Source organism: Westiellopsis prolifica IICB1 (genome assembly GCF_004323185.1).
Taxonomy (GTDB): Bacteria; Cyanobacteriota; Cyanobacteriia; order Cyanobacteriales; family Nostocaceae; genus Pelatocladus; species Pelatocladus prolificus_A.
On sequence record NZ_NAPS01000009.1, the window covers coordinates 1 to 21,555 of the forward strand.

The 21,555-nt window shown below is 39.1% G+C and carries 18 protein-coding genes and 2 pseudogenes; 12 read left to right on the forward strand and 8 right to left on the reverse strand.

What is annotated here, in order from left to right:
- The 3 genes from B4U84_RS29255 to B4U84_RS29265 all read left to right on the forward strand — a co-directional run.
- Positions 1-312, forward strand: a 312-nt coding sequence (locus tag B4U84_RS29255) for a hypothetical protein (protein WP_131121548.1), incomplete at its 5' end; no start/stop codon positions are given.
- A complete protein-coding gene (locus tag B4U84_RS29260; protein WP_131121549.1) occupies positions 294-1,100 on the forward strand; it encodes a hypothetical protein in 807 nt (268 codons plus the stop codon). The genes B4U84_RS29255 and B4U84_RS29260, both read left to right, overlap by 19 nt.
- Before the next feature lie 439 nt (positions 1,101-1,539).
- Positions 1,540-4,437 (forward strand): HEAT repeat domain-containing protein, encoded by a 2,898-nt coding sequence (locus B4U84_RS29265; protein WP_131121570.1) that lies wholly within the window; start codon positions 1,540-1,542, stop codon positions 4,435-4,437.
- Positions 4,438-4,489: 52 nt separating this feature from the next.
- On the opposite strand, the gene B4U84_RS29270 is transcribed toward B4U84_RS29265, so the two are convergent.
- The 3 genes from B4U84_RS29270 to B4U84_RS29275 form a co-directional block, all read right to left on the reverse strand.
- Positions 4,490-4,936: a (2Fe-2S) ferredoxin domain-containing protein gene (locus tag B4U84_RS29270; protein ID WP_131121550.1), complete on the reverse strand. Its 447-nt coding sequence runs from the start codon at positions 4,934-4,936 to the stop codon at positions 4,490-4,492.
- A 380-nt stretch (positions 4,937-5,316) separates the two neighbouring features.
- Positions 5,317-5,442, reverse strand: coding sequence for a hypothetical protein (locus B4U84_RS32030; RefSeq protein ID WP_278248368.1), 126 nt, complete (start codon positions 5,440-5,442; stop codon positions 5,317-5,319).
- Positions 5,442-5,687, reverse strand: a complete 246-nt coding sequence (locus tag B4U84_RS29275; RefSeq protein WP_131121551.1) for a hypothetical protein — start codon at positions 5,685-5,687, stop codon at positions 5,442-5,444. Before B4U84_RS29275 ends, B4U84_RS32030 begins: the two co-directional genes overlap by 1 nt.
- Positions 5,688-5,865: 178 nt before the next feature.
- On the opposite strand from B4U84_RS29275, the gene B4U84_RS29280 reads away from it, so the two are divergent.
- The 4 genes and pseudogenes from B4U84_RS29280 to B4U84_RS29295 all read left to right on the forward strand — a co-directional run.
- Positions 5,866-6,396: a competence protein CoiA gene (locus B4U84_RS29280; RefSeq protein ID WP_131121552.1), complete on the forward strand. Its 531-nt coding sequence runs from the start codon at positions 5,866-5,868 to the stop codon at positions 6,394-6,396.
- A gap of 312 nt (positions 6,397-6,708) precedes the next feature.
- On the forward strand, positions 6,709-7,332 hold the full coding sequence (locus B4U84_RS29285) for a Uma2 family endonuclease (protein WP_026718858.1): 624 nt from the start codon (positions 6,709-6,711) through the stop codon (positions 7,330-7,332).
- Between the two features lie 348 nt (positions 7,333-7,680).
- On the forward strand, positions 7,681-8,538 hold the full coding sequence (locus B4U84_RS29290) for a tyrosine-type recombinase/integrase (RefSeq protein ID WP_207391040.1): 858 nt from the start codon (positions 7,681-7,683) through the stop codon (positions 8,536-8,538).
- Positions 8,539-8,872: 334 nt separating this feature from the next.
- Positions 8,873-9,206, forward strand: a pseudogene (locus B4U84_RS29295) (transposase); the annotation flags it as partial.
- A 67-nt stretch (positions 9,207-9,273) separates the two neighbouring features.
- Here B4U84_RS29295 and B4U84_RS29300 read toward each other — a convergent pair.
- From B4U84_RS29300 to B4U84_RS29310, 3 genes are all read right to left on the reverse strand, one after another.
- Positions 9,274-10,692, reverse strand: a complete 1,419-nt coding sequence (locus B4U84_RS29300; protein WP_131121553.1) for a hypothetical protein — start codon at positions 10,690-10,692, stop codon at positions 9,274-9,276.
- Positions 10,693-10,803: 111 nt separating this feature from the next.
- On the reverse strand, positions 10,804-11,193 hold the full coding sequence (locus tag B4U84_RS29305) for a hypothetical protein (protein ID WP_131121554.1): 390 nt from the start codon (positions 11,191-11,193) through the stop codon (positions 10,804-10,806).
- On the reverse strand, positions 11,190-11,783 hold the full coding sequence (locus B4U84_RS29310; RefSeq protein ID WP_131121555.1) for a ParA family protein: 594 nt from the start codon (positions 11,781-11,783) through the stop codon (positions 11,190-11,192). Before B4U84_RS29310 ends, B4U84_RS29305 begins: the two co-directional genes overlap by 4 nt.
- A 1,206-nt stretch (positions 11,784-12,989) precedes the next feature.
- Between B4U84_RS29310 and B4U84_RS29315 the strand changes: the two genes are divergently transcribed.
- The 4 genes from B4U84_RS29315 to B4U84_RS29330 all read left to right on the forward strand — a co-directional run bounded on the left by B4U84_RS29315 (position 12,990) and on the right by B4U84_RS29330 (position 18,476).
- Positions 12,990-14,054: a toll/interleukin-1 receptor domain-containing protein gene (locus B4U84_RS29315; protein ID WP_131121556.1), complete on the forward strand. Its 1,065-nt coding sequence runs from the start codon at positions 12,990-12,992 to the stop codon at positions 14,052-14,054.
- An 802-nt stretch (positions 14,055-14,856) separates the two neighbouring features.
- A complete protein-coding gene (locus tag B4U84_RS31335) occupies positions 14,857-16,344 on the forward strand; it encodes a VWA domain-containing protein (RefSeq protein ID WP_207391041.1) in 1,488 nt (495 codons plus the stop codon).
- A complete protein-coding gene (locus B4U84_RS29325; protein WP_131121557.1) occupies positions 16,319-17,287 on the forward strand; it encodes a toll/interleukin-1 receptor domain-containing protein in 969 nt (322 codons plus the stop codon). The genes B4U84_RS31335 and B4U84_RS29325 overlap by 26 nt, the downstream gene beginning before the upstream one ends.
- Before the next feature lie 706 nt (positions 17,288-17,993).
- On the forward strand, positions 17,994-18,476 hold the full coding sequence (locus B4U84_RS29330; RefSeq protein ID WP_131121572.1) for a hypothetical protein: 483 nt from the start codon (positions 17,994-17,996) through the stop codon (positions 18,474-18,476).
- 79 nt (positions 18,477-18,555) lie between these two features.
- Here B4U84_RS29330 and B4U84_RS29335 read toward each other — a convergent pair whose 3' ends face one another.
- Positions 18,556-19,533, reverse strand: coding sequence for a toll/interleukin-1 receptor domain-containing protein (locus tag B4U84_RS29335; RefSeq protein ID WP_131121558.1), 978 nt, complete (start codon positions 19,531-19,533; stop codon positions 18,556-18,558).
- Positions 19,534-19,926: 393 nt separating this feature from the next.
- Positions 19,927-20,871 carry a toll/interleukin-1 receptor domain-containing protein gene (locus B4U84_RS29340; RefSeq protein ID WP_131121559.1) on the reverse strand — a complete coding sequence of 315 codons (945 nt, stop codon included), beginning with the start codon at positions 20,869-20,871 and terminating at the stop codon, positions 19,927-19,929.
- Between the two features lie 260 nt (positions 20,872-21,131).
- Between B4U84_RS29340 and B4U84_RS29345 the strand changes: the two are divergent.
- Positions 21,132-21,486: pseudogene (locus B4U84_RS29345) on the forward strand (transposase); the annotation flags it as partial.
- Positions 21,487-21,555 lie beyond the last annotated feature (69 nt).

Sequence of the window (21,555 nt, forward strand, 5' to 3'; positions counted from 1 at the left end):
CATCTAAGTAACTGGGCTGAATTTCTCTCGTGGATGAGTGCGGGTGTTGCAGTTGCTTTTGTAGTCCAAATAGCCCCCAAGTTGCTTTTGATTTACCCAATCGCTTTTATACTGACCATCACTTATTTTGCTAGTAATATTCCTCACAATAAAACAGCTAGCTTACTGCGTATTGTGGCTGTCTTCTGCTCACTGTTTGGCTTTTGGAATTTGGTTTGGCTCTACAGAGATACCGTGTCAGCCATTGTTGTTGGAGCGATCGCATTACTTATTGTTGGGGGAGGGTATGTGCTGTGGCTGAAACTACGTTAAAAATTAGCTACAAAGAATTAGCCCTTGGCAGTTTTACTGTGGGTTTAGTGAGTTTGGGACTAGCAATTCCTGGTTATCTCCGGGACTGGAGAGAATATAAAGTCTGTGATACGTATTTTGGTATCACCACTTGTCAGAACAGGGCTTACACAATAGAAAATCCAGAGCAACCAAGGTTGCAGCCAACAAAAGTTTACTTTAACGAAGCTCTAACAAAGATTTTGGGGATAACAATAGCCTGTGCAGCTTTCCCCCTGGCTGGATATGCAGCTAGAGAAATGGCTTCAATCAGTGAGTATAACGAGACTGTGGAGGCGATTAACAAGACTGCCCAGTTGCAATCCTTAACCCAGGAACAAACAATTGATTTAAAACTAGGTGGGGAAGCCTACGAATCGATGAAAGCGCTGGAAATGGCGGATGCAATTGATAGATTCCGCGAAACTCTCTACATTCCTGTCAGTGCAGAAGACGTAGATGCGGAAATTGAAGCAATCCAGCAGCAGCTAAAGCAAGCTGAAAACCGCAAGGCGCTGGAATTTGAAATTGACGCAACACAAGGCAATAATGAACCACAGAAACCACAAATTAGTGAAAATGCTCAAAAGCTGTTTGATTATCTGCTTAGGAAAGAAGCAACACTAGAAAAGCCTATGAGTGTTAACACGGTGAACAAAAACGGAGTTATTAAAGATGCGGATGCTGCGATGATTCGTGAGCTTTTTGCAGAACTGGTACTGGCTGAACTAGCTGGGCTTGATGATGATGGGAATATCTATCTGATTTAAATAGGGAAAAGAAAATTGGTACAGATGCTGCTCAGAACCGACCAAAGCGCACTCATCCCACAGTTAACCGAAATTAACCAACGAAGATTATACAACCATGACTAATACCATTGGTCACAATTTAAGCTTATAACCTATTTGTTAATAAGCAATAATGCTTAAAATTTGGAACAAAATCGGGGTGAAAAACAGAATTTTTCAGTCTGCGAGCCTCCTTTCGGAGGAGCTATGCTAACGCGTCATATCAAAAAGCATCCTTTACTCCTGTCCTAAAAACTGAGTATCTAGCTAAATTTGATACTCAATACCTCTTTTAATTTATAGCTTAATTACTGTTGACAAAAAGAGCTTTGTCTTAAATTGTGACGAATGGACTAATACACACCATCCGCAGTGTTTATACTCGTAGTTAAATACTGAGCAAGCAAGCATGAGTATTATGGTTGAATGGTTAGTTGGCTGGGTAGCAACAAATGCTCTCGGACTCCTTGTCAAAACTATTCTCAATGAAGAATTTGCTAAGGATTTAGCCAAGGACTACGCCAAAGACTTTTTTAAAGACCGCTTCAACAACGTTACTGCAATATTTCAGAAAGAACCAATTCAAAAAGCTATTGCTAAGGCACTAAAGGAATTTTTGCAATTAGTAGAAGAAGAGTTAAAGTTTCGCAGACTATCTGAAGAAGACATTAAGAAATTTGCTAAACCCCTCAAGACATTTATCTACAATAAATCTGTTAAAGAAATTCTGGGTAAGGCTTTTGACGCTGATTGTGATGATTTAGATTATCAAAAACTGGAAAATACTTGGAAAAGTCTTGGCTTGCCAGCTATGCCAGCTAAGTTTAACTGGCAATTAGTGACGGACAATTATCTCAGGAAATGCCAGCAAATTCTTTCGGAATCAGAAGAGTTAAGAAATATTCTTATTCTCCAAAAACTCGATGTTCTCCAAAAACATCAACAAGAAAATGGCAATATTACACCCGATTTTAATTTAGAACAATATCAAAAAGCAATTCGCGAACGCTACGCCAATTTGAAATTAGATAGTTTAGACACTACTGGTTGCGCCTATAACGAACTGAGATTATGGCGAATGTTTATTCCCCAAAATGTGCGGGAAGTTCACCAGATTGTACCAGAACTAACGAAAGAACAGTTAAGACGATTGCAAGCAAATAACCAACTAGACACGGAAATTGAACTAGAAAAATTAGAAAGCTATAAAAGCGTTTATGTTGAGCAGCCACTATGTTCTGTATTAGATATCTTCCAAAACAAGCAAACTTATAAATATATAGTAATTTTAGGCGACCCTGGTTCAGGCAAGTCTACCTTATTGCAATACCAGGCGTTAGATTGGGTAGAACAAACCCTTGATAAAAAGGAATTTCATTTACCGATTCCTTTGCTGATTGAATTACGCACCTATATGCGTAATCACGATGATGGTCATTGTCAGAATTTTCTAGAATTTTATCATCAAAGTCCAGGTTGCTTGTGTCACTTAGACCAGCATAAATTGCACGAACAGCTAAAGGCTGGTAATGCCCTAGTTATGTTTGATGGTTTGGATGAAGTATTTGACCCTCGTAAACGCGAAGATGTCATTACCGCTATTCATCGCTTCACGAATGAATATCCTAATGTGCAGGTAATTGTGACTTCTCGTGTGATTGGCTATAAGCCGCAACAGTTGCGCGATGCCGGATTTCAGCACTTCATGTTACAAGATTTAGAGCCAAAACAGATTAAAAATTTTATCGACCGCTGGCATGAAGAAACCTTTAATGACTCCATAGATAAAGAGAGAAAACGAGAGCGACTGCAAAGAGCAATTGACGAATTAAAAGCCATTGCGGAATTAGCAGGAAATCCTCTGCTACTGACAATGATGGCTATTTTAAATCGTAGCCAAGAATTGCCCAGAGATAGAGCCACACTTTACGAACAAGCTTCACGAGTACTGCTGCATCAATGGGACGTGGAAGCAAAATTACTCACAGTTGACGATATAGATCCTTACACGATTGACTTGAAAGATAAACAAGCAATGTTGCGTCAAGTTGCTTACCAAATGCAAGCAGCAGAAACTGGTTTGGCTGGTAACTTGATTAGTAAAGACGAGTTAGAACATACTTTATTTGGCTATTTGCAAGATATAGGAGTTGCTCAACCAAGAAGAATAGCACGGTTAATGATTGAGCAACTACGAGAACGCAACTTCATTTTGTGTTATTTGGGAGCAGATTACTACGCCTTTGTGCATCGGACATTTTTAGAATATTTCTGTGCTTGGGAGTTTGTTTGGCAGTTTAAAGAAACACAAATACTTTCAATTAAAGAACTGAAGACAGAAGTTTTTGGCAAGCACTGGCAGGATGAAACTTGGCATGAAGTACTGCAACTGATTTCGGGGATGATTGAGGCAAAATTTACAAGCGAAATTGTGGATTATCTAATTAATCAAGATGGTAGTCAAAAAGAATTTCTTAATTTGTTTCTGGCAGCTAAATGCCTTTCGGAAATGAGGAGCCACCATGAAAATTTATCGATTTGCATTAAACTACTCAACTACTCAATAAATAATGATACTAGAAGCTCTGGGTGGGGTTGGACTTACGGTAAGTCAGACTCTTCTCTAAAAATATACTTTCATTCTAATCTCAGTAAGGCAGTTGCGGCAGTTGTAACGAGTTGGAAACATTACCCTGAAATTTTATCTTGGCTCAAAGATGTTGCTCAGACGTACATCCAATCAGGTTCACAAGTTAAAGAAGGTGTAACAGCTACGGTCATACAAAAACTAGCTGAAAATTGGAAAGATAGTGTAACAGCTACGGTCATACAAAAACTAGCTGAGGGTTGGAAAGATGATCCCGACATTTTACCTATCCTCAAAACCTGTGCTCAGTTCGGTAAAGGTATTACACGACCAATAGCAGTGCGTGAGCTAGCTGAGAATTGGAAAGATGATCCCGACATTTTACCTATCCTCAAAACCTGTACTCAAAGCGATGATTCATTTGTGCGATGGATAGCAGTGTATGAATTAGCTAGGGGTTGGAAAGATCAGCCTGGTATGTTTGAGCTTTTTTATAATCGTGCTATCAATGACCCCTTTGTTCGTCAAAGAAACTACCCAAACCCTCGGGAAGTTGCACTTAAGGCAATTATCGAGCAATATCCTGATCATCCCTTGAATTTACCACTTTTGCGCGACAGAGCAGAAAATGACCCAGATGAGCGAGTGCGGGAGTATGCCAGGAAGAATTTGGCAAAATTAGAGGGTGTTGAGCAAGAACCCATTGAGGAAGTGGGGAGTGAAATCTAAGTACTTATTGACACCCAAGATGAACGTTGGCAAAGAAAATTCGGTTTGGGTATCAATGATTGAGATGTTTGATATAGGAGTAGAGAATTTCGCGTTCGCCTTGAGGTGAGACAATAAAGCACTGTTGTCCAACTGCGTTATGATGCAGAACAACAACAACGCGATCGCTTTGACAAACTCCCAAACAACTGGTACTAACAACCCGATATTTACCCCACAATCCATCAAATTTTAGACGAGATTTCAGCCAGTTCTGTAATTCTTCTGAAGCTGTTGTACCTCTATTAATGCGATGAGAACCACCAGAAAATTGCTCTACTGTACACTGTGAACAAACTAGCACCAACCCGTTCTCCCACTGGGGAACAAAAGTAGGAATGGGAGGAATAGGAGGAACAGGCGGGTGATAAGAAGGAGGAGAACTCGGTTTACCAGTGGATGAGAACTGCTGAAAAATTTGCCGGATTAGCGCCAGTATACGTTTAAGCAGTTTCTTCATGGACAAATGGCTTTGCTATTTCTCTAATAGCATCACCTAAATTGAGCATTGAGTTTGTTCTAACGGTGAAGGTATTCTATGAAGTTTTTTGTTGCAACCAAGTAACTAGCTGTTGATATCAATACTGATAGCAACGATTGATCAACCGACGGTATAGAAGCGCGTATAGACAAGTCAGGCAAGCCGCAACGCAAAACAACAACCATCCAGACTCCCACAGATGAATAATGGTGTTTGTTATTAGAAACTCTCTGTTTATTTACCGTCAGATCACGTACAGAGATCGTCAGCCCTAACACAAAAAAGTCATTGAATATCTCTTCATCGCTCTATTAAATTGTCAAAAATTTGACAAGAACTCCCCAACCCCCACCCCTACACTATGTCAGACATAGTGCGACAATCACAGTTAATGCCCCGTTATACTGCAAAATGCCAACAATACCAAATCCAACCAAAAAGCCAACACGCCGAGTGAGTACTTCCTCACTCACTTCAACAGGCACTATGCCTGGGCGAGTGCCGATAAAAAGAGTAACTCTTGTTCTGTCGCCTTCAACTGGGCAAGTGTCGATTCATCAAATCTTGAAATGTAGTCAAAAGCATCTGACAACTGACTAAAGTCTTGTGTGTACATCCGATTACTCCTGTACTTCATTGGTGTAATCAGGTAAATTCCTTCAACAACTTCAACTAAAAGATTTTTAGCTTTAGCTGCACTTTTTAGTTTGGATAGGGTGACTTTTTTCACTCTTAGTAACTCCAACCAGGGTAAGTGTTCTCCGAAAAGAGAATTTGAGTTTATTTTTCTCTCAAGAAAAGAGAAAATGAAATTATAAGCATGACTTTAACTAAATATACAAGTATTTGCTGTTAGTCGCTCCCGCTTGCGCTGTGCCGTTGCCGTGGAACACAGGAGACTATCTACCATGCTGTTTGCTATTGTTGGCGAGAACAAAAAAGCTAAACCAAGCAAAGGTATGCGAGCAGTTTGTCCAGCCTGTCACAAGCCTGTAATAGCTAAGTGCGGCTCTATCCTGATTCACCACTGGTCGCACTTATCAGGTAGTGACTGTAGCGGTAAGGAACCGATGACACAGTGGCACTATAGCTGGCAAGAGTTTTTTGCTAGTGACTACCGTGAAATAGTCATGTGCAATGGCATTATTAGGCAAAGAGCAGACCTGTGCTTACCTCAGCCCAACGGCAGCAAGCTAATCGTTGAGTTCCAATGCAGTAGTATTAGCGTTGAAGAGATCAGCAAGCGTGAGCAATTTTATACTCAATTTGGTCATTTGCTTTGGGTATTTGATGCACGAGACTTTTGCATCAAATTAGAACTAGCTTCCCCAAACAGCAATATTTATAAATTTACTTGGTCGCCACCGCGCAAGTCGCTATGGGTGATTAACAGCGCATTAGCCTTCGACATAGGTAATCATGTATTGCTAATTGCATGACTGTCATCAACGCAACGGGAGACGTAAACTTTGTGGCGGTTGGGGTTGGCTTCACCGTAAACAAGAGTTTGTTTTTTTACTGCCACAGTTTACAGAGCAGTTCACATTTGATAACAGTAAACCCCTGTGGCTACCACCCAAGTCGCGCCCTCTGAAAACAAGCCGATGGCGGAGCAAGCAAAGCAATTAATTCAACGGGTACAATATGTTGATGTAGAAGCTGTCCGGCTTGCTGCACAGCTCCCGCGCGTAACAGGGGGTCAAAACAGTCAACCGTTTTGGTGTGGCCAGAGTTTCTAAAGGCAGGCGAATATGCACACTGTAATTACACCTGAAAGAATCGAGTTGCCACCTGGCACAGTCGTAAGAATGTTGGGATCTTGGCAAGACTATCAAGTACTGAGTCAGCAACTAGGAGATCGCTGCTCGCCTCGCATTAAATATCGACCAGGAGAGATTTTGTTAATGGCACCGCTACCAGAGCATGGAAGAGATGCGAGCTTGCTGGCAGATATTGCTAAGGTTTTGCTGGATCATTTAGGGCAAAGATACGACTCATTTACACCCATCACCATGAGCTTGCCTCAAGTTAGCGGCATTGAGCCTGACTTTTGCTTTTACATTGAAAATTGGAGTTCCGTAGTAGGTAAAAGCCGTATCGACTGGCTCAATGACCCTCCACCAGATTTAGTGATTGAGGTAGATGTTACTAGCTATACAAGTATTAATGACTATCTCCCTTATAAAGTGCCAGAGGTTTGGCTATTAAAGAATAAGCAGCTATTAGTTTATAGATTACAGGGTGAAAATTACGTAATTACAGAAAGCAGCTATTTTCCTAACGTAAGAGAAATTGTGCAGCAATGCCTCCAAATTGCAAACGAGCAAACAACAAGTGAGGCGATTCGGTGGTTAAGGAACTTTTTGCGTGGGTAAAGAAGCTGTCCGGTTCGCTGCTTGGTTTCGGTATAGACATGGTGTAGACGCGGTGCAGACTGGCGTTGATGGTTGAGCGAGTATAAAAATCTAGGGCTGGGGCGGCTGGGCAGCTTTGATATCAATTTCCCCTAAATTTGGTATTTCATCCAGCTTTTAAGCGTGCATTCCTCCACTTCAGTCAGCCACTTAAGTAAAACTTATCAATCAATGAAATAATAAGGATTGTGGACGTGACGATTGATAAGTTTGGGTTAAGTGTGTGAACTCGTTGACGAAAAATTAAGCTTTTGCGCGACAATGAGATGTAATAGTAGATTCCTACTCATCACACACCTATTCCCTGAAATGAAGACGTTGACTGAGTTGGTGGAAGAGTGGTTGGACGTGCATCACGGTAAAACTCGCGCTTCTTACCAAAATACCATTCACAAGTTTCTAAGTTTTACTTCGGTGGAAGCGATCGCCGACATTCAGATCCGTCATGTCCGGGAATGGTTAGATTCTCTGCAAGAGGCAGACACGACTAAGGTTAAGCATCTCAACATTCTTAAGGCGTTTTTTTCTTATGTGACCAGTTTGGAGAAACCGCCGATTTCTCGTAGCCCTATCCCCAAACAGTTCAAGTTGCCCAAGCCGAAAGATACTTTGGTTGAGCGTATTCTTACGCCAGAAGATGTGGATGCGATGATTGCGGCGACGACTGACAAGCGCAATCGGTTAATTTTAAAAACTCTGTATTTAACTGGGATTCGGGTTTCTGAGTTGTGCGGGTTGAGGTGGAAAGATGCGATCCCCAGTCGTGGGGGTGGTGGGCAGATTAATGTTTACGGCAAGGGTGGGCGTACTCGTAGAGTCCATGTACCCCAGGAGCTATGGCTGGAGTTAATGTCACTGCGCGGTGAGGCGTTGAAGGATGCGCCAGTGTTTGCCAGTGCTACGGGTAGACCTTTGGCTCCTTCTCATATTGACCGAGTGGTGAAAAGGGCGGCGGCAGCAGCAGAATTGGAGAATGCCATGAATGTTTCAGCCCACTGGTTTAGGCACAGTCATGCCACCCACGCTTTAGATGAAGGTGTTCCAGTGCATTTGGTGCAGGCTACTTTAGGGCATACAAGTTTGGATACTACGAGTAAATATCTGCACGTAAGCCCTGATAGGAGTTCTGGGGAGGTTTTAGTTAAGCGATGGTCTGAGCCGTTTTAAATTAGAGCATTAACAGCCTAAAGTGGGCCAGTTGTATCGGATAGGTGATCATATTTTGAACCTAAGCAAGAGTCAAGTTGCTCAGACTGTTTAGGCGGATTTGGTTTGATGCTTGATATCGTGAACAGTTACTTTTCTCGTCTACATCTGTCAACCTTGTATACAGTTATCAGATACCGTTGGCGAAATATTACTTAACATAAAAACGGCGGATTTGCCGTGTAATACATGGAAAGGCAGAATCACCCTTTCCATGTATTACACGGAAAGAAAAAAATTAAGTTAGCTGCCTCAATAATCAATAAACTAGAAGAAATACCTGTGGAGGCAGTATATGTGCTTACATCCTGAAAAAATTCCTCCTATTCCCGATGAAACGGTACGTGTAGCCAAGGCCGCATTTTCAAAAGGTAATTTATATATGCGCTTGCGTGATGAACTTGGGGTGTTTTATCAGGATGAAGATTTCGCATCACTGTATCCACAACGGGGTCAGCCAGCGCAAGCACCTTGGCGGTTGGTGATGATACTGGTGATGCAATATAAGCGAAAATTTATCTGATAGACAAGCAGCGCAAGCAGTGCAAGGGCGAATTGACTGGAAATATGCTTTGTCGTTAGAATTGACAGACTCTGGTTTTGACTTTAGTGTTTTGAGCGAATTCCGCGGATGATAGCGCAAAGCTTAGATTTAGTCAGTTGTAGCTAACTTGTGTATCTGGGATTACCCTGATTTTAATTACTTTTCCTGTTGTAATCTTTTTTTATCCATCCGTCTTCGCTATAGTCAGTGTACTTCCCTACATACCCAATTGTAAGAAAAACCAGATGATTAAACAAAACAGTGACTTGATTAGATAACTTGTGATACTTCCCAAATTCTTCAGGCTCCAAAACATATCCATGAGCAGCACTATTACGAACTTTTTTCCAAGCATCTACCAATTCTTGATCTAATAAACCTTTATCCACCAAATTTCTCAATCTATCCATAGCACTTACAGACTTTATATTGCCTAGAGAACCTGTTAATCTTCTTCTCAAACTATTATCAAGATTCAATGGCTCAATTACACTTTGGATAAGTGATATTTGTGATTGGAGGTTGTTAGACTCATCATCTGGCTCATCGTCTAAAGAGGCTTGTTTCTCTGATAGTTGTTTCAAAGGTTCTATTGTTAGCAAACTCTCTACAGCAACAGAAAGCGTCAGTATCTCAGATTCTAAGCATACTGTTTTCGCTTCAATAATACGCGCAATCCACCCTGAGAGAGGATGCAACACTCTTTCAGAGTATTTGAGGATATGTTGTAAATAATTCTCATAAAGCTTCCAAATATCTTTCGTGATGTCTAGTTGTTCAAAACGTATTGGAGGTCGTAATTTTGTTTGATTGTTTTTATTTAATAAAGGTCGAATACGTATAGTTCTTTGAGTGCTTTGATTAAGTTCAAGCGTAGACCATGTTATTAAATCACCAAGTACAAACTGCAAAGCCTCACAAATTCTAGTTTCTAGAAAGGCTGGTAGCTCATCACAATCAGAATTGACTTTGATAATTGTGATATCATCTTGATGCTTGATAAAAAATTCGTAGCCACAAGCAAAAAAATGTGCAGTAGATAGAAAACCAAAACATTCTAATTCTTCTTCTGTTTGCATTAAAGTATTATGAGGAATGTTGATGTCTCCACATAACTGTAGACACATGGAAGCATTTTCGTTAGATAACAGTTGAATAGTGTAAGAGATTTCATTTAGTTGGGCTACTAATGTTACTAGATTGTTTTGAAACCTTCTCTCGCCTATTAAAACTCTTGTACTTGTCCATTCTCTACCTTGAGAATCAATAGCAGATAGAGAAAAATATTCTTCTTCTGGTACTATCTTTCCTATTCCTGCACTTTTGTCGCTTATTACTGTTAGACTTCCTCGTTTCTCACCAAGTTCTTTAATATGTTCAAGCAATAATAACCAACTATTATCATCAAAATAAGATAGTTCTAGTTCTAACTGTCCTTCAGAAGTTCGAGTAATTGAGCCTGAGCCTTGATATATTTTTTGTGAATTTATTAATTCTTTGAAGAGACTTATTTTAGGACAGTTAATGTGCAGAGATGTATCAAAAAATTCCGACAAGTTTTGAGAAAGCATAGAGAATCAAAGCAGTACTACAGTATGTAATGTACTCTGTACTGAGGAAATAGTGCTACACAATACGTTCTTGGTGGCAGGGATGTTCATGTTACCCCAACAACACCTCAATCAGATGCTCGAATTTCGCCTTGGCGTAAATTCGTCAATTAGTAAATCTATATTCTCACCTTGTTGCCATTTCACCCAGACAGCCATGAGAAAATCTACCAATTCGCTTTTGTCAATCTCTATGCCACGCCTTTTGAGTTTGAGTAATTCTTCCTCTACATCTAAATCTGTTGAGCGTTTCACATAGTAGGTGCGTCCAATCCAAGCATCATCAGACCGTTTTCCAGTTGCAGGTCTGCCACGCTTACGGGGTTCAGGTTGGCTCTGTGTTAGTGGGGGTGGTATTTGCGTTAAATTTTCCTCTTTACTTGGCTTTACTTGTTCTTCAGGCTCTTGTTGTGGTTCCTCTTTAGTTTCAAATAATTTTTTAAAAGGACTAGGCTTATTCACCGCAATATCTCCTTACCGACCTCTTGATACTCGCGCCATGCTATTTTGCTGCTGCGGTCTTTTACTTGATAGACTGGCAGACCCTCCAGTGCTGCTTTTTCATAAGCTGCAAATCGTCTAATCCCTTGTTCAAATAGTGGTATTCCCTCTGCTTCCAATGCTTCCCGTGCTTGTTGTCCTGTTAAGCGGGGGGCTGGGGGAATGATTGTGAGCAACACACGATAGCGATCGCTGCCCAATGATTTGAGTGTGCCTACAGTCTGCAACAATGCATCCATCGCTAAGGCATCAGGCGTAGTGGGCAAGACTAATAAATTACACCCATCAGCGAGTGCTTCTAAATCTTCCTGGCTAGGTCGGGCTGCTGTATCAATAACCACATGGTCAAAATTACGGCTATGCATGGGAGCCTGCACTAAGTCCACAACTTTAAAAGGTAATGCTCCTCTTTTCGCCCACCCCGTAGCACTGCGATTTGGGTCGCCATCTACTAATAATGTGCTTCCTTTTTGCGAAAAGTAGCAGGCAAGGTGAATAGCGCTGGTTGTCTTCGCTACACCTCCTTTGAAACTAGCAAGGGTGATAATCACGAACTGCGCTCCAAAACAGATGCATCTAGTTTATTGAAAGGGCAGAAATTTGTATTGGTTTATTTGTAAACAGTTATATTGTCGTAAATATAAATTACTGATAATACGTATTTTCGACAAATCATATTTTCGCCAATTCAAAATAAATACAGATGATAGTAAAAATGCTTTCTTCTAGCCCATGCGTTACGAAACTCCAGCAAGGTTTTTCTTGCGCCAGTGTTGTTCACCAATAATAGACTTGTTGGGAAATAACGTTAAAAATCGCTGAAACGCTTGCACTATTTAGGTTTCAACTATTTTCAGACAAAATCGCTGAAATATCTGCTATGACTGAGTTCTAGGCATTTTTCGGCTTATTTCCCAACAACTCTAATAAACGTCGAAGTTTTCAAGCCACTCAAGAACTGGACGCGATTAGGCGTAGGGGTAGGGGCGGCTACGACAGTCTTGGCCGCCTATGAGTAATCTTATTGCCGTCCCTACCACTGCCTAATCGAGCGTAGCGATCGTCCAGTTCTTGAGTGGCAACACGAGTAGACGTATTTGGATGTTTGCTGAGATACCAGCCCCAAAGAATTAGGGAAACTTTGCGGCAATAAAGGGGTCATCGCACCAAAAAAAGTCTTTTGTACGTTAAGGAATTAGACTAATTGCTCAAAGTATTATCAGGCAAGGCTTTCAGCTTAATGCTCTGTTTAATATTTTTTACTACTCAGGACTACTCAGGACTTACGCACAGGTAACGGAAAAACAAACCACAGAGGACACAGAGTACACTGAGGAATAAGAATTTGAGAGGTTTTTTGCGTAAGTCCTACTACTTTTAGACACTAAACACCAAAAAAATTCCATTTTTTTTCAATTGCCTGAAACGCTTGCTTCGTATGAGTTTTAGCCTTTTTAATATTTTATTAGCGTACAAAAAATCTCTTTTGGCACAGTCCCGCCATCTATAAAACGATACTTTTATTGAGGTATTATTTATACAAAACTACAAATGTATAAAAGCGGAGTCAAAAAAAATATTACCAATCTAGACAGATTTTCGATAGTAGGTCAGATTAAATAAACATAAAGTATTTCTTTGTATTTGGGAAACATGAATATTTGTAAATAGTTTTTATTACTTTGTAAAAAAATAGATTTCTATTGTAAAAGCTTCTGAGTAACTTTTATTAAAAATTTGAGTAGTGTAATAACTAAATGCGGGTTTTTGTAATTGGTGGAACTACGGTTGATCCGACTGAGCCAATGTTCCAAACACAGAAAGCTGTGCTTGAGCAGACTTGTTATCAGCTAGGCTGTTCTTTGGGTATGGCAGGACATTCGCTAATTGTGTGCAGTCCATTTGAAAATACTGCGGATCTTGAGGTTATGCGAGGTTTCGCAGAAACACCGCCTCCGCGTCCTACACTTGAGATCCACTATCCAGATTCTCAAACAGTAAATACCCGGTTCGATGAGGTTCTCAATCATTTCAAATTCTCAACGGTAAGCCGACACCTGTACCCTCCTCCACAAGTGGAGACTCGTGAAGCTTTCCAATACGCTTGGCTACTTTGCCAACTGAATGCTATTGAACGGAGCCATTTAATCATTGCAATAGGAGGAAAGCCAGACGGTGCAGCGAATATGTTACTCCTTATTGCAGAGGGAAGACGAAAACCACTTTTGCCAATTTCCTTTCTTGGTGGGACCGCCAGCCAATCGTTTTACCGTTGCCGTTATGAGCTTACAGATCGGCTCGGCGAAGACATCGACGCCCTCCAAGATTCTGAACATATCGATAAAATTGTCCATCTTGCTGAACGTCTGGTTGATGGAAGATCAACTCCAGCAACTAAAATTAAAGGAATTCGACCTAATTTTTTCATCAGTTATCCACGAGCTAGACCTGCGGAAGCCGACTACGTAGAAACTATCCTTAGACGGCGAAATATGCTAGTTTTCCGAGACGAAACAGACTTTGGTGCTGGATATGACATTCCTAGAAAAATTCAAGAGGCGATTTTCTCTGCTGATGTGTTTGTTGCGCTTTGGTGTCGTGAATACGCGTGCAGTCCTTGGTGCTTTGACGAAATGGAACTTGCACTTGAAAAGCACGCACAATCACAGCTTGAGCTTTGGATATTTTGTGTTGATGAAACACGGATCATTCCACGACGAGCCAGAGATTTAGTTTTTTATCAAATAAAATCTCGTGATGAACTTGAGGGACGCATAGCGACGCTCCTTGATCGCATGGAAAACACTAACCCTAAAAAATAATTGTTCGCCCTCAGTTAAATTTCATAGCACACAGGAAAGATACTAGATTTATATACAATTTTTTAAAAGTTATGCTTTCAATTATTATTTTTCATATTTTTCCTATAATCTAAGCTATTCCTGCCATCTAAGTGCTTCCTTGCGTTTTCGTTCTAATAACTCTTGTGCAATACTCTCAGCAGGACGGGGTAGATATAGCGTCGCTCTATGCATTTCGTAATTAACAGACAAGAAGCATTTGTAACAAGTTAAAAGCGAGTGAATTTTGTCAATATGTCTTTAAGTAGAAATAAATGCATCTAAGAATTTTTAAGTATCTTAGCTGATTGAGGAGTATCCCAATCCTCTTACAGAAATTAAGTTTTAATAAGTACTATATTTCCTCACAAGTTCTTCAAATTCCTTTACTAACTTCAAGATAAAGATGCTACTAGATTGGATTCTCAATTTTTAGCTAAAAATGTTTTTGAACCATATCTAAGACAGAAAGTTCAAAATTTGGTATTGCATAATTTAAGTATGAATTAAATTATGCAACGCCGGAAATAAAGGCTGAAAACGATTATCCTGCTTAGGTTTGATAATTTGTTACTTGTTTGTACTTAACACCGTTATAGGCAACGAAAAATCAAGCTTTTTCAGCCCCTATTTCCGTTTTCGTTCTTATCTCGGCTTAATGCCATATTACTCTTAGTTCACTTCGTTTGCAGGGGCATACACAACAAGATATCGCACAAACAGTTCTGAAAAAGAAGACCGAATTGCTTGCTGTCATTGCCAATACATCTAGGAGTCTCAAAAAATGAAAAAAGATCAAATCAAGCTTGATATTCTCACAGAAAGACCGATAGTTAGAAATGATGCAACATCCGAGTTGGATGTTGTCATAGAAGTACGCTCGAACCAATCAACCGATGAACTCGACAGAAAAAAGGCTTTAAATCTATGCCTTGTCATAGACCGAAGTGGGAGTATGAGCGAGCGAAGTGGGAGTATGAGCGCAAACAAACTCGAAACAGCAAAAAAAAGTTGTATTGATATCTATAAACAGTTAGACGAGAAAGATTTATTCACTGTTGTCGTGTTTGATGACCAAGCTGAGGTTGTTGTTAACCCTCAAGTCCCAAAAGGTGAGGTCATTGAAAAAATCAACAAAATAAGCACCGGAGGGCAAACTAACCTTTCATTAGGTTGGTATTTAGGTTTGCTGGAATTGCAAACCTACATGACTGAAAACCACAATAATAGGCTTTTTCTTTTGTCTGATGGACGGGCAAATGAAGGCGAAACCAAAGTTACTACTTTAGCCCAAGAAGCCTCTAAATCAAGAGAGCTTGGAATTACTACATCGACTATTGGTATAGGCGAGAACTTTCAAGAAGATATTTTAGCCGCCATAGCAACCGAGTCTGGTGGGAGATTTTGGTACATCCAAGAATCAGGGATTGAACATATTATCGATGAAGAGTTCAAAGGGGCTTTATCCGTTATCATAGACCGACCCAGGATAGAGCTAAAACTGCCTGTTGGAGTGGCAATTAGTAAGGAATTAAATAATCTTGGCAAGCTTGGCAAGCTTGCTAACAAATATCAAGTTCGACCGATTAAAGGAGAAGATATCTTCAATTTTGCTGTTCGACTTGAAATCGATCCTAAAAAAATTGAAGAGGATAATTTTACTCTTGAAGCTATCTTATATGACTATGACAGCGAAGAAACTATCGCTGAGACTCAAAAGTTAGTTCCACTGAAATCATATCAAGAATATGTGTCTAGCAAATTCAATCCAATTGTCCAGAGTGTTGTTAAACAATTCGAGTCCACTTTAACAGGTGAAATGATAATCAAACAAATGTCAGAAGGCTCTCTGAACCTGATGAAGAAATTACTCATAGAAGAAGTTGACGGGATGCGGAAGGTTAGAGATGCCCTTTGGGAACAAAAAGAAAATGAAAGAGCTATACAGGAATTTACTGTTTTTCAGAAACGTCTACTTGGAAAGCAGAATGCACTATTAATTACTGAAATGCTAGAAAAATTTGGTAGCATTCAAGAAGTTCAAGACTTTATCAAGCGTTTCCGAAGAGTTAATGTGCAGGTAGAACAACAGTTTCACCAGATAGAACAACATCAGGTAGCTTGGCAGTCACATGAGGAAGATTTACAAATCTCTCTACTAGAAAGTGCTATCGATCTAGCCGATACTTTGATGCAGAAATTTCCAGATAAGACCAATGAGTTATTAGATTATCAGAGGAGAATCAATGAGAACTTGGCGCGATATCAATAGAGACTCTTGGACATTTACAAAAAAATTAATCGTAGGATATGGGGGAGGGATTGGCGTTTACAAAACCTCTTACGCCATTAACCAAGAAAGTGGGCTTATTCTTAATGGTAAAATTTCTGCTGATTTCAATATATCAAAGCGTCATTTAACAGGTGCAGGGTTAATTTTTCGAGCCGACGACTCTTGGACTTTTCTTGCCTTTCATACCGCACCTAGTGCTAATGGAGGTGATTTTACTTTGGCAAGAATTAGTCTATTTAAGCAAGGAATGTTTTCTGAGATAGTTGCTTCTAGTGAGGAAGTATATTTGGACGATGACTTCAATCAATTTTCCTTAGAATTTTTTTCTGGTAAAGTCAGAGGTGAAATAAAAACCTCACAAAAAATCTATGAACTTACCTATACCTGTCCGTATATCCCATTTCCAGGATATGTAGGATTAGTCAAATTTTATGGGACTGGCGTTTCTGTAAAAAATGTAAGAATTGAAAAAACCGAACTTCCTTTTGAAGAAAAGCATAGCCGGAAAATAAAGAATAACTTTAAATATGATGTTTTTATCTGTCATTCATCTCAAGATAAGCCATTCATTCTAGATAATATTATCCCAGAATTTCAACAACAAGGTATAACTTACTGGTTTGATGCAGAACAAATTAAGTTTGGAGATCCAATAACTCAAAAAATAGAAGATGGGTTGCAAAAAAGTAAGTATGTTCTGCCATGCTTGAGTGAAAATCTTGCACAGTCTGGTTGGACAAGAGCAGAGTATGGGTCAATTCTTAATGCTGAATTTAGTGGTAATTCAGAGCGCGTTACTATTCCTATAAAACTAGATAACTGTAGTGATAACGATATTCCTTTTTTATTAAGAGATAAAAAACGGGTTGAATATTCTAATCAAGTAGAATTTGCTGAATTTATGAAATTCTTGAAAAGTTAATGAATTAGAATAGTTGATATTTTACTTCCAATATTAAGGTAAACTATAGAAACAGTTATCTACAAAAAAAGAACATTTTTCAACCTAAAACATTTTATCTGCCAAGCTGCATAAGGCGTACCACTATAAATAAAACAGAATTTTATGCTATTTTAAGTCTTATTCTTTAAGTAACGATACACCTTAAATATAAATCTCTTTTAAAAACTCTTTACTTCGTCTCAAAAGCCGTATAAATAGAAATTTATTACATCTTCAATTAACTGGCTGGAATAGAACTAGGGTGATTAAACAATCTCAACAAATAAGACAGCTTTTACAGCAAAAGTTTGGCAGAACATTCTCCACTGCTACTCTTGCACTGTTGCTAGCATTTTTATCTGGATTAAGACCAGTACAGCCAGCACTAGCTCAAACTCCAGCATCCAATCCTCAAAGCGAGCTTATCAAGGAAATTAAAGCACTGGCTCATAGTGATGCTGAGAATGAAATTCCTAGACGAACTAATTTTATTATTGAGTTGTATAAAAATAACTCAGCAAGTTTAACTTCTCCTGCAATCAGAAGAATTTACGACGATGCTTATACTGAGCAAATTAAGCACCAAAATGAGATTCGCAAGAACATTTGGATTGGTATCATCACTGTTCTAGCTCTTCTGGGACTGCCTTCAATTATTTTTGTAATCAAAAAGAAAACTTTATTTATGCCTAAATTTAAAAAAGTATCTGTTAGCCTTCCATTTGGCATTGGTTCTGCTGAATGGGAAGCCGACCCAACAGAGCGTAGGGCTGCTTGGTCGCTTTACGTTGAACTGGTCACTCGTATTGCTGTTCAACCTTTAGAAGTTGACCAAGGACTTCTGCGAGAGGCCTTGACATCTCTGTACAACTTGTTTCCTGTAACACGACAAGTTCTCAAAGAAGCAGGCCCAGATGTGGGAGCATCCCGCGATTCAGTAGGAGGTATTGCTATAGCAGTGCTGAATAAAGGTCTTCGCCCTTTTCTTGCTAAGTGGCATCCACTGTTACAAACCTGGGAAGCCCAGCGTCCTCCGCACCTGAGTCCCAAAGAGCATGAGCGCAATTGGACTGAGGAACCACAATTGCGGGCTGAACTGGAATCTCTAAGAAAAGACTTGGAGCAATACGCAAATGCCTTGGCAGAGATTGTTGGAGTGGATCTGTAAACGTCATACCCCAACAAGGGGTCGGCAGGCAAAATATACACAATAATTGATATCGTTGCCTGTGATTAAGTTATAAAAATTAAATTTTTACTTCAGGCAATAGATCTAATAACTTCCTGGTCAACTCTGTTCTTATTGATTCCAATAGTCCAATCAACGAAGAACTATCAAAATATAGGAAGATGGGTACTTCAGGCAAAATTGAATCAGGTATAATTTTATCTGAAGGTATCTCCATTGTCATCAGTTGTTTTCTAGGATTTTCAGGTAGTTGGTTTTCAATTTTTGATATTGGAAATGAAATTAAAACTTTCATAGAATGGAATTCATCACTATTTCTCATGAAAGCTAAAATATTCGTTATACCTTCTCCCCACCCCATATATTGCATATTTATTTGTGCAATTGATGCAAACCCCTGCATTAAACGATAGGAATGTCTTCCATCTGGTTCTTTACCTGTCGCTTCATCTAAACCTGACAATTCCTCTATACAAAAGCGCGCAAGCGATTGATTTTTTACCTTATGAGCAATAGCCAAAGCTTCCGCAACGCATTGAGATAAAGGAATTAAATTGGATTGTACCTTAGCAATTAAATTAGAAATATCTGAGCCGAACTCGTTTGCTTGAAATTTTAATTCTTTTGATTCTAATTGTCTATTGATAATTGGATTAATACTGCCAGAAAGTTGAACCAGACCTACAGAATAATTATTCCTAAAATCAGCATATTTTTTAGTTTTAATTAATGAAGGTATTTCACAATCTTCAATCAGTATAGGCAAGACAAGAATTTGATTTTTTTCTATCTCATCCCAATACTTTGTTTTCCATTCTCGTTCAACCCAATTAGATACTACTGAGTTACGAGAAAGAACAACCACTACATAATCAGCTTCTGTAATTCCATGTTCAACTTTAGTTACAATACAGTCTCCAACTTTTATTTCCCATTCATCTAACCAAGGCTGATTCCCAAGTTTATATAAATCCTCTGCTAATTTTCTTACAAAATCCTTATCTTTTAATGAGTGCGATATAAAGATTTTTGGCATACTACTAAATTCTGCTGTTAAGTAAATCAGGCTTTTTCAACTCATTCTATTTCCCTTTGCATTATTTTTAGGACTTACGCATTGACAGAAAAGTAAAAATAGGGGGTATGCTTTTCAAGGCTTCTAGCTACACTTTTAGGCTGCTTTTTTGCGATCGCAACCAAGAAAGGGTGATTGATAAAAAGCTGAAACGACGTATTTACGTTGATACACAACATAGTTCGTTTGTACAGTGCGTAAGTCCTAATTTTGATGTTGTTGTGAACTGCTTTTATCTTTTAGGATCATACTATTACTCCTAATCTTCTCAATAAATATAGGGCAAGACTTAGTTGCAAAAATTTTAACTACTAGCACTAGTAATCATTACACTCACTACATAGATAATTAAATTTAGGAATCATAAGAATATAAAAAAGACTTTAAATATTCTAGACCTGGGAATACTGAGCTTTCCAAAATCAATACAGGAGGTAGAAAAGAAACGGGATTATGATGAGTGTAGATTTGCTTATGCTTAACATGAATTACCCAAGAAACAAGGACAGCAGTTCTTTCCCAGTGGGAAATTTTTGTCTGCCTTTTAATAAAGTCTATTAAATAATTAGGAAATTCATCTTCAAAAACGAAACATAAAAGACTATTGGGCATTTTGTTGACGGATTTTAAATTAAAATAGTCAGGCAAGGTTTGTGTAATTTCAAAAAACCGATCGCGTAGCTCTACAATCTGTCTTTCGTTCAATCCATCAGCTTTCTTAAAAGCTACTAGCTCTACTATTGGAGAATTTCGTTTGAATCCTATAAAGTCAAAGTCTGAAAAGTTTCGGGATAGGTCATAAACGCCTTTGTCATGTATCAAGCGTGTTCGCAGTTCGGAAATAAACCTGATTTGTTTGATATTTTCACTTCCAGGTGGAGTTTGTCCAGTAATCCCCCACTCCAGCAAATTCAAAGTCTCTACATCATCAATTCGCTGAGAAAAACTGACATGTCTATGAAGTCGCAAAAATCGCAAATGTTCGGGAATGTCTTGAACGCCTGGCAGTAAAACAGGAATTATAGATATATTATTGGCTACACACTCTTGTATCAGTGACTCTAATTCCAGAATTTGCCAACGTCCTAATCCTTTGATACCAATAAAGATAGCAGCAGATTTCACTAGTGGAATTGCTTGTTGAATTGCTTGTTGAAACGAAGTTCCTGGGCGAATTCGCTCCTCATCTAACCACGGCTTGAGATTACGCCGTCGCAGTTCTTGAGCGATCACTCTTACTTGCTCTTTATCAAAACTGTTGTGAGCAAGAAAGACATCAAATGGAGGATGGTCTCTCATATAAATGGGTGATTACTATTTATGTATACATACGTTACAAATTATAATGGATTGTTCTGTAACTATACTTAAACTGTTCCAACACCACTCCGTAGAAACCCTAACGTACCTCGTTGTAGTAAATGACATTTATTTAGTGTAACACGTATAATTTCGGTTACAAATTGTTATAAAAGGCTTAGCGGGACTTAGACAAAAAAAGAAGAAAAAACAGGGTATAATGCTTGACCAGCATCGCTTTCACATCAAAATAACATACGATGAAAGAGACAACCCCCGCAGCCATGCCACCCTGCTTTGAAAAGTGGTGTCAAAAGTTTGATCAAGCTTTTAGTCATAAAGCCCAAAAAAGAGGATTTAGGCATTATTTGGGGGGATTATTGGGTGAAAGTGAGAGAAAAAACCTATCTCAAATGGCTAATAACGCTATAGGGGTTGAATACCATTCAATTGCACCACTTTTTAACTGAAGCACCATGGTCTGATTCCAAGGTTAACGAACTTAGATTAGAGGCTATGGGCAAGTGTAGTCAAACTAGAATTAGTAGGGGATTTAGTTTGATAATTGATGATTCTGGTCACAGAAAAAGTGGAAATTTCACTTCGGGAGTGGGCGTAAATAGAAGGTTCGTGCAACCAGGGGCAATATGTAGCTAAAAACCTTATACAGCAACAGTTACAGAG

Bases quoted from the DNA above. Each gene is read 5' to 3' on its own strand.
- B4U84_RS29265 (WP_131121570.1), top strand. From the start codon at position 1,540: ATGGTTGAATGGTTAGTTGGCTGGGTAGCAACAAATGCTCTCGGACTC.
- B4U84_RS29270 (WP_131121550.1), bottom strand. From the start codon at position 4,936: ATGAAGAAACTGCTTAAACGTATACTGGCGCTAATCCGGCAAATTTTT.
- B4U84_RS29280 (WP_131121552.1), top strand. From the start codon at position 5,866: ATGCTGTTTGCTATTGTTGGCGAGAACAAAAAAGCTAAACCAAGCAAA.
- B4U84_RS29285 (WP_026718858.1), top strand. From the start codon at position 6,709: ATGCACACTGTAATTACACCTGAAAGAATCGAGTTGCCACCTGGCACA.
- B4U84_RS29290 (WP_207391040.1), top strand. From the start codon at position 7,681: ATGAAGACGTTGACTGAGTTGGTGGAAGAGTGGTTGGACGTGCATCAC.
- B4U84_RS29300 (WP_131121553.1), bottom strand. From the start codon at position 10,692: ATGCTTTCTCAAAACTTGTCGGAATTTTTTGATACATCTCTGCACATT.
- B4U84_RS29315 (WP_131121556.1), top strand. From the start codon at position 12,990: ATGCGGGTTTTTGTAATTGGTGGAACTACGGTTGATCCGACTGAGCCA.
- B4U84_RS31335 (WP_207391041.1), top strand. From the start codon at position 14,857: ATGAAAAAAGATCAAATCAAGCTTGATATTCTCACAGAAAGACCGATA.
- B4U84_RS29325 (WP_131121557.1), top strand. From the start codon at position 16,319: ATGAGAACTTGGCGCGATATCAATAGAGACTCTTGGACATTTACAAAA.
- B4U84_RS29330 (WP_131121572.1), top strand. From the start codon at position 17,994: ATGCCTAAATTTAAAAAAGTATCTGTTAGCCTTCCATTTGGCATTGGT.
- B4U84_RS29335 (WP_131121558.1), bottom strand. From the start codon at position 19,533: ATGCCAAAAATCTTTATATCGCACTCATTAAAAGATAAGGATTTTGTA.
- B4U84_RS29340 (WP_131121559.1), bottom strand. From the start codon at position 20,871: ATGAGAGACCATCCTCCATTTGATGTCTTTCTTGCTCACAACAGTTTT.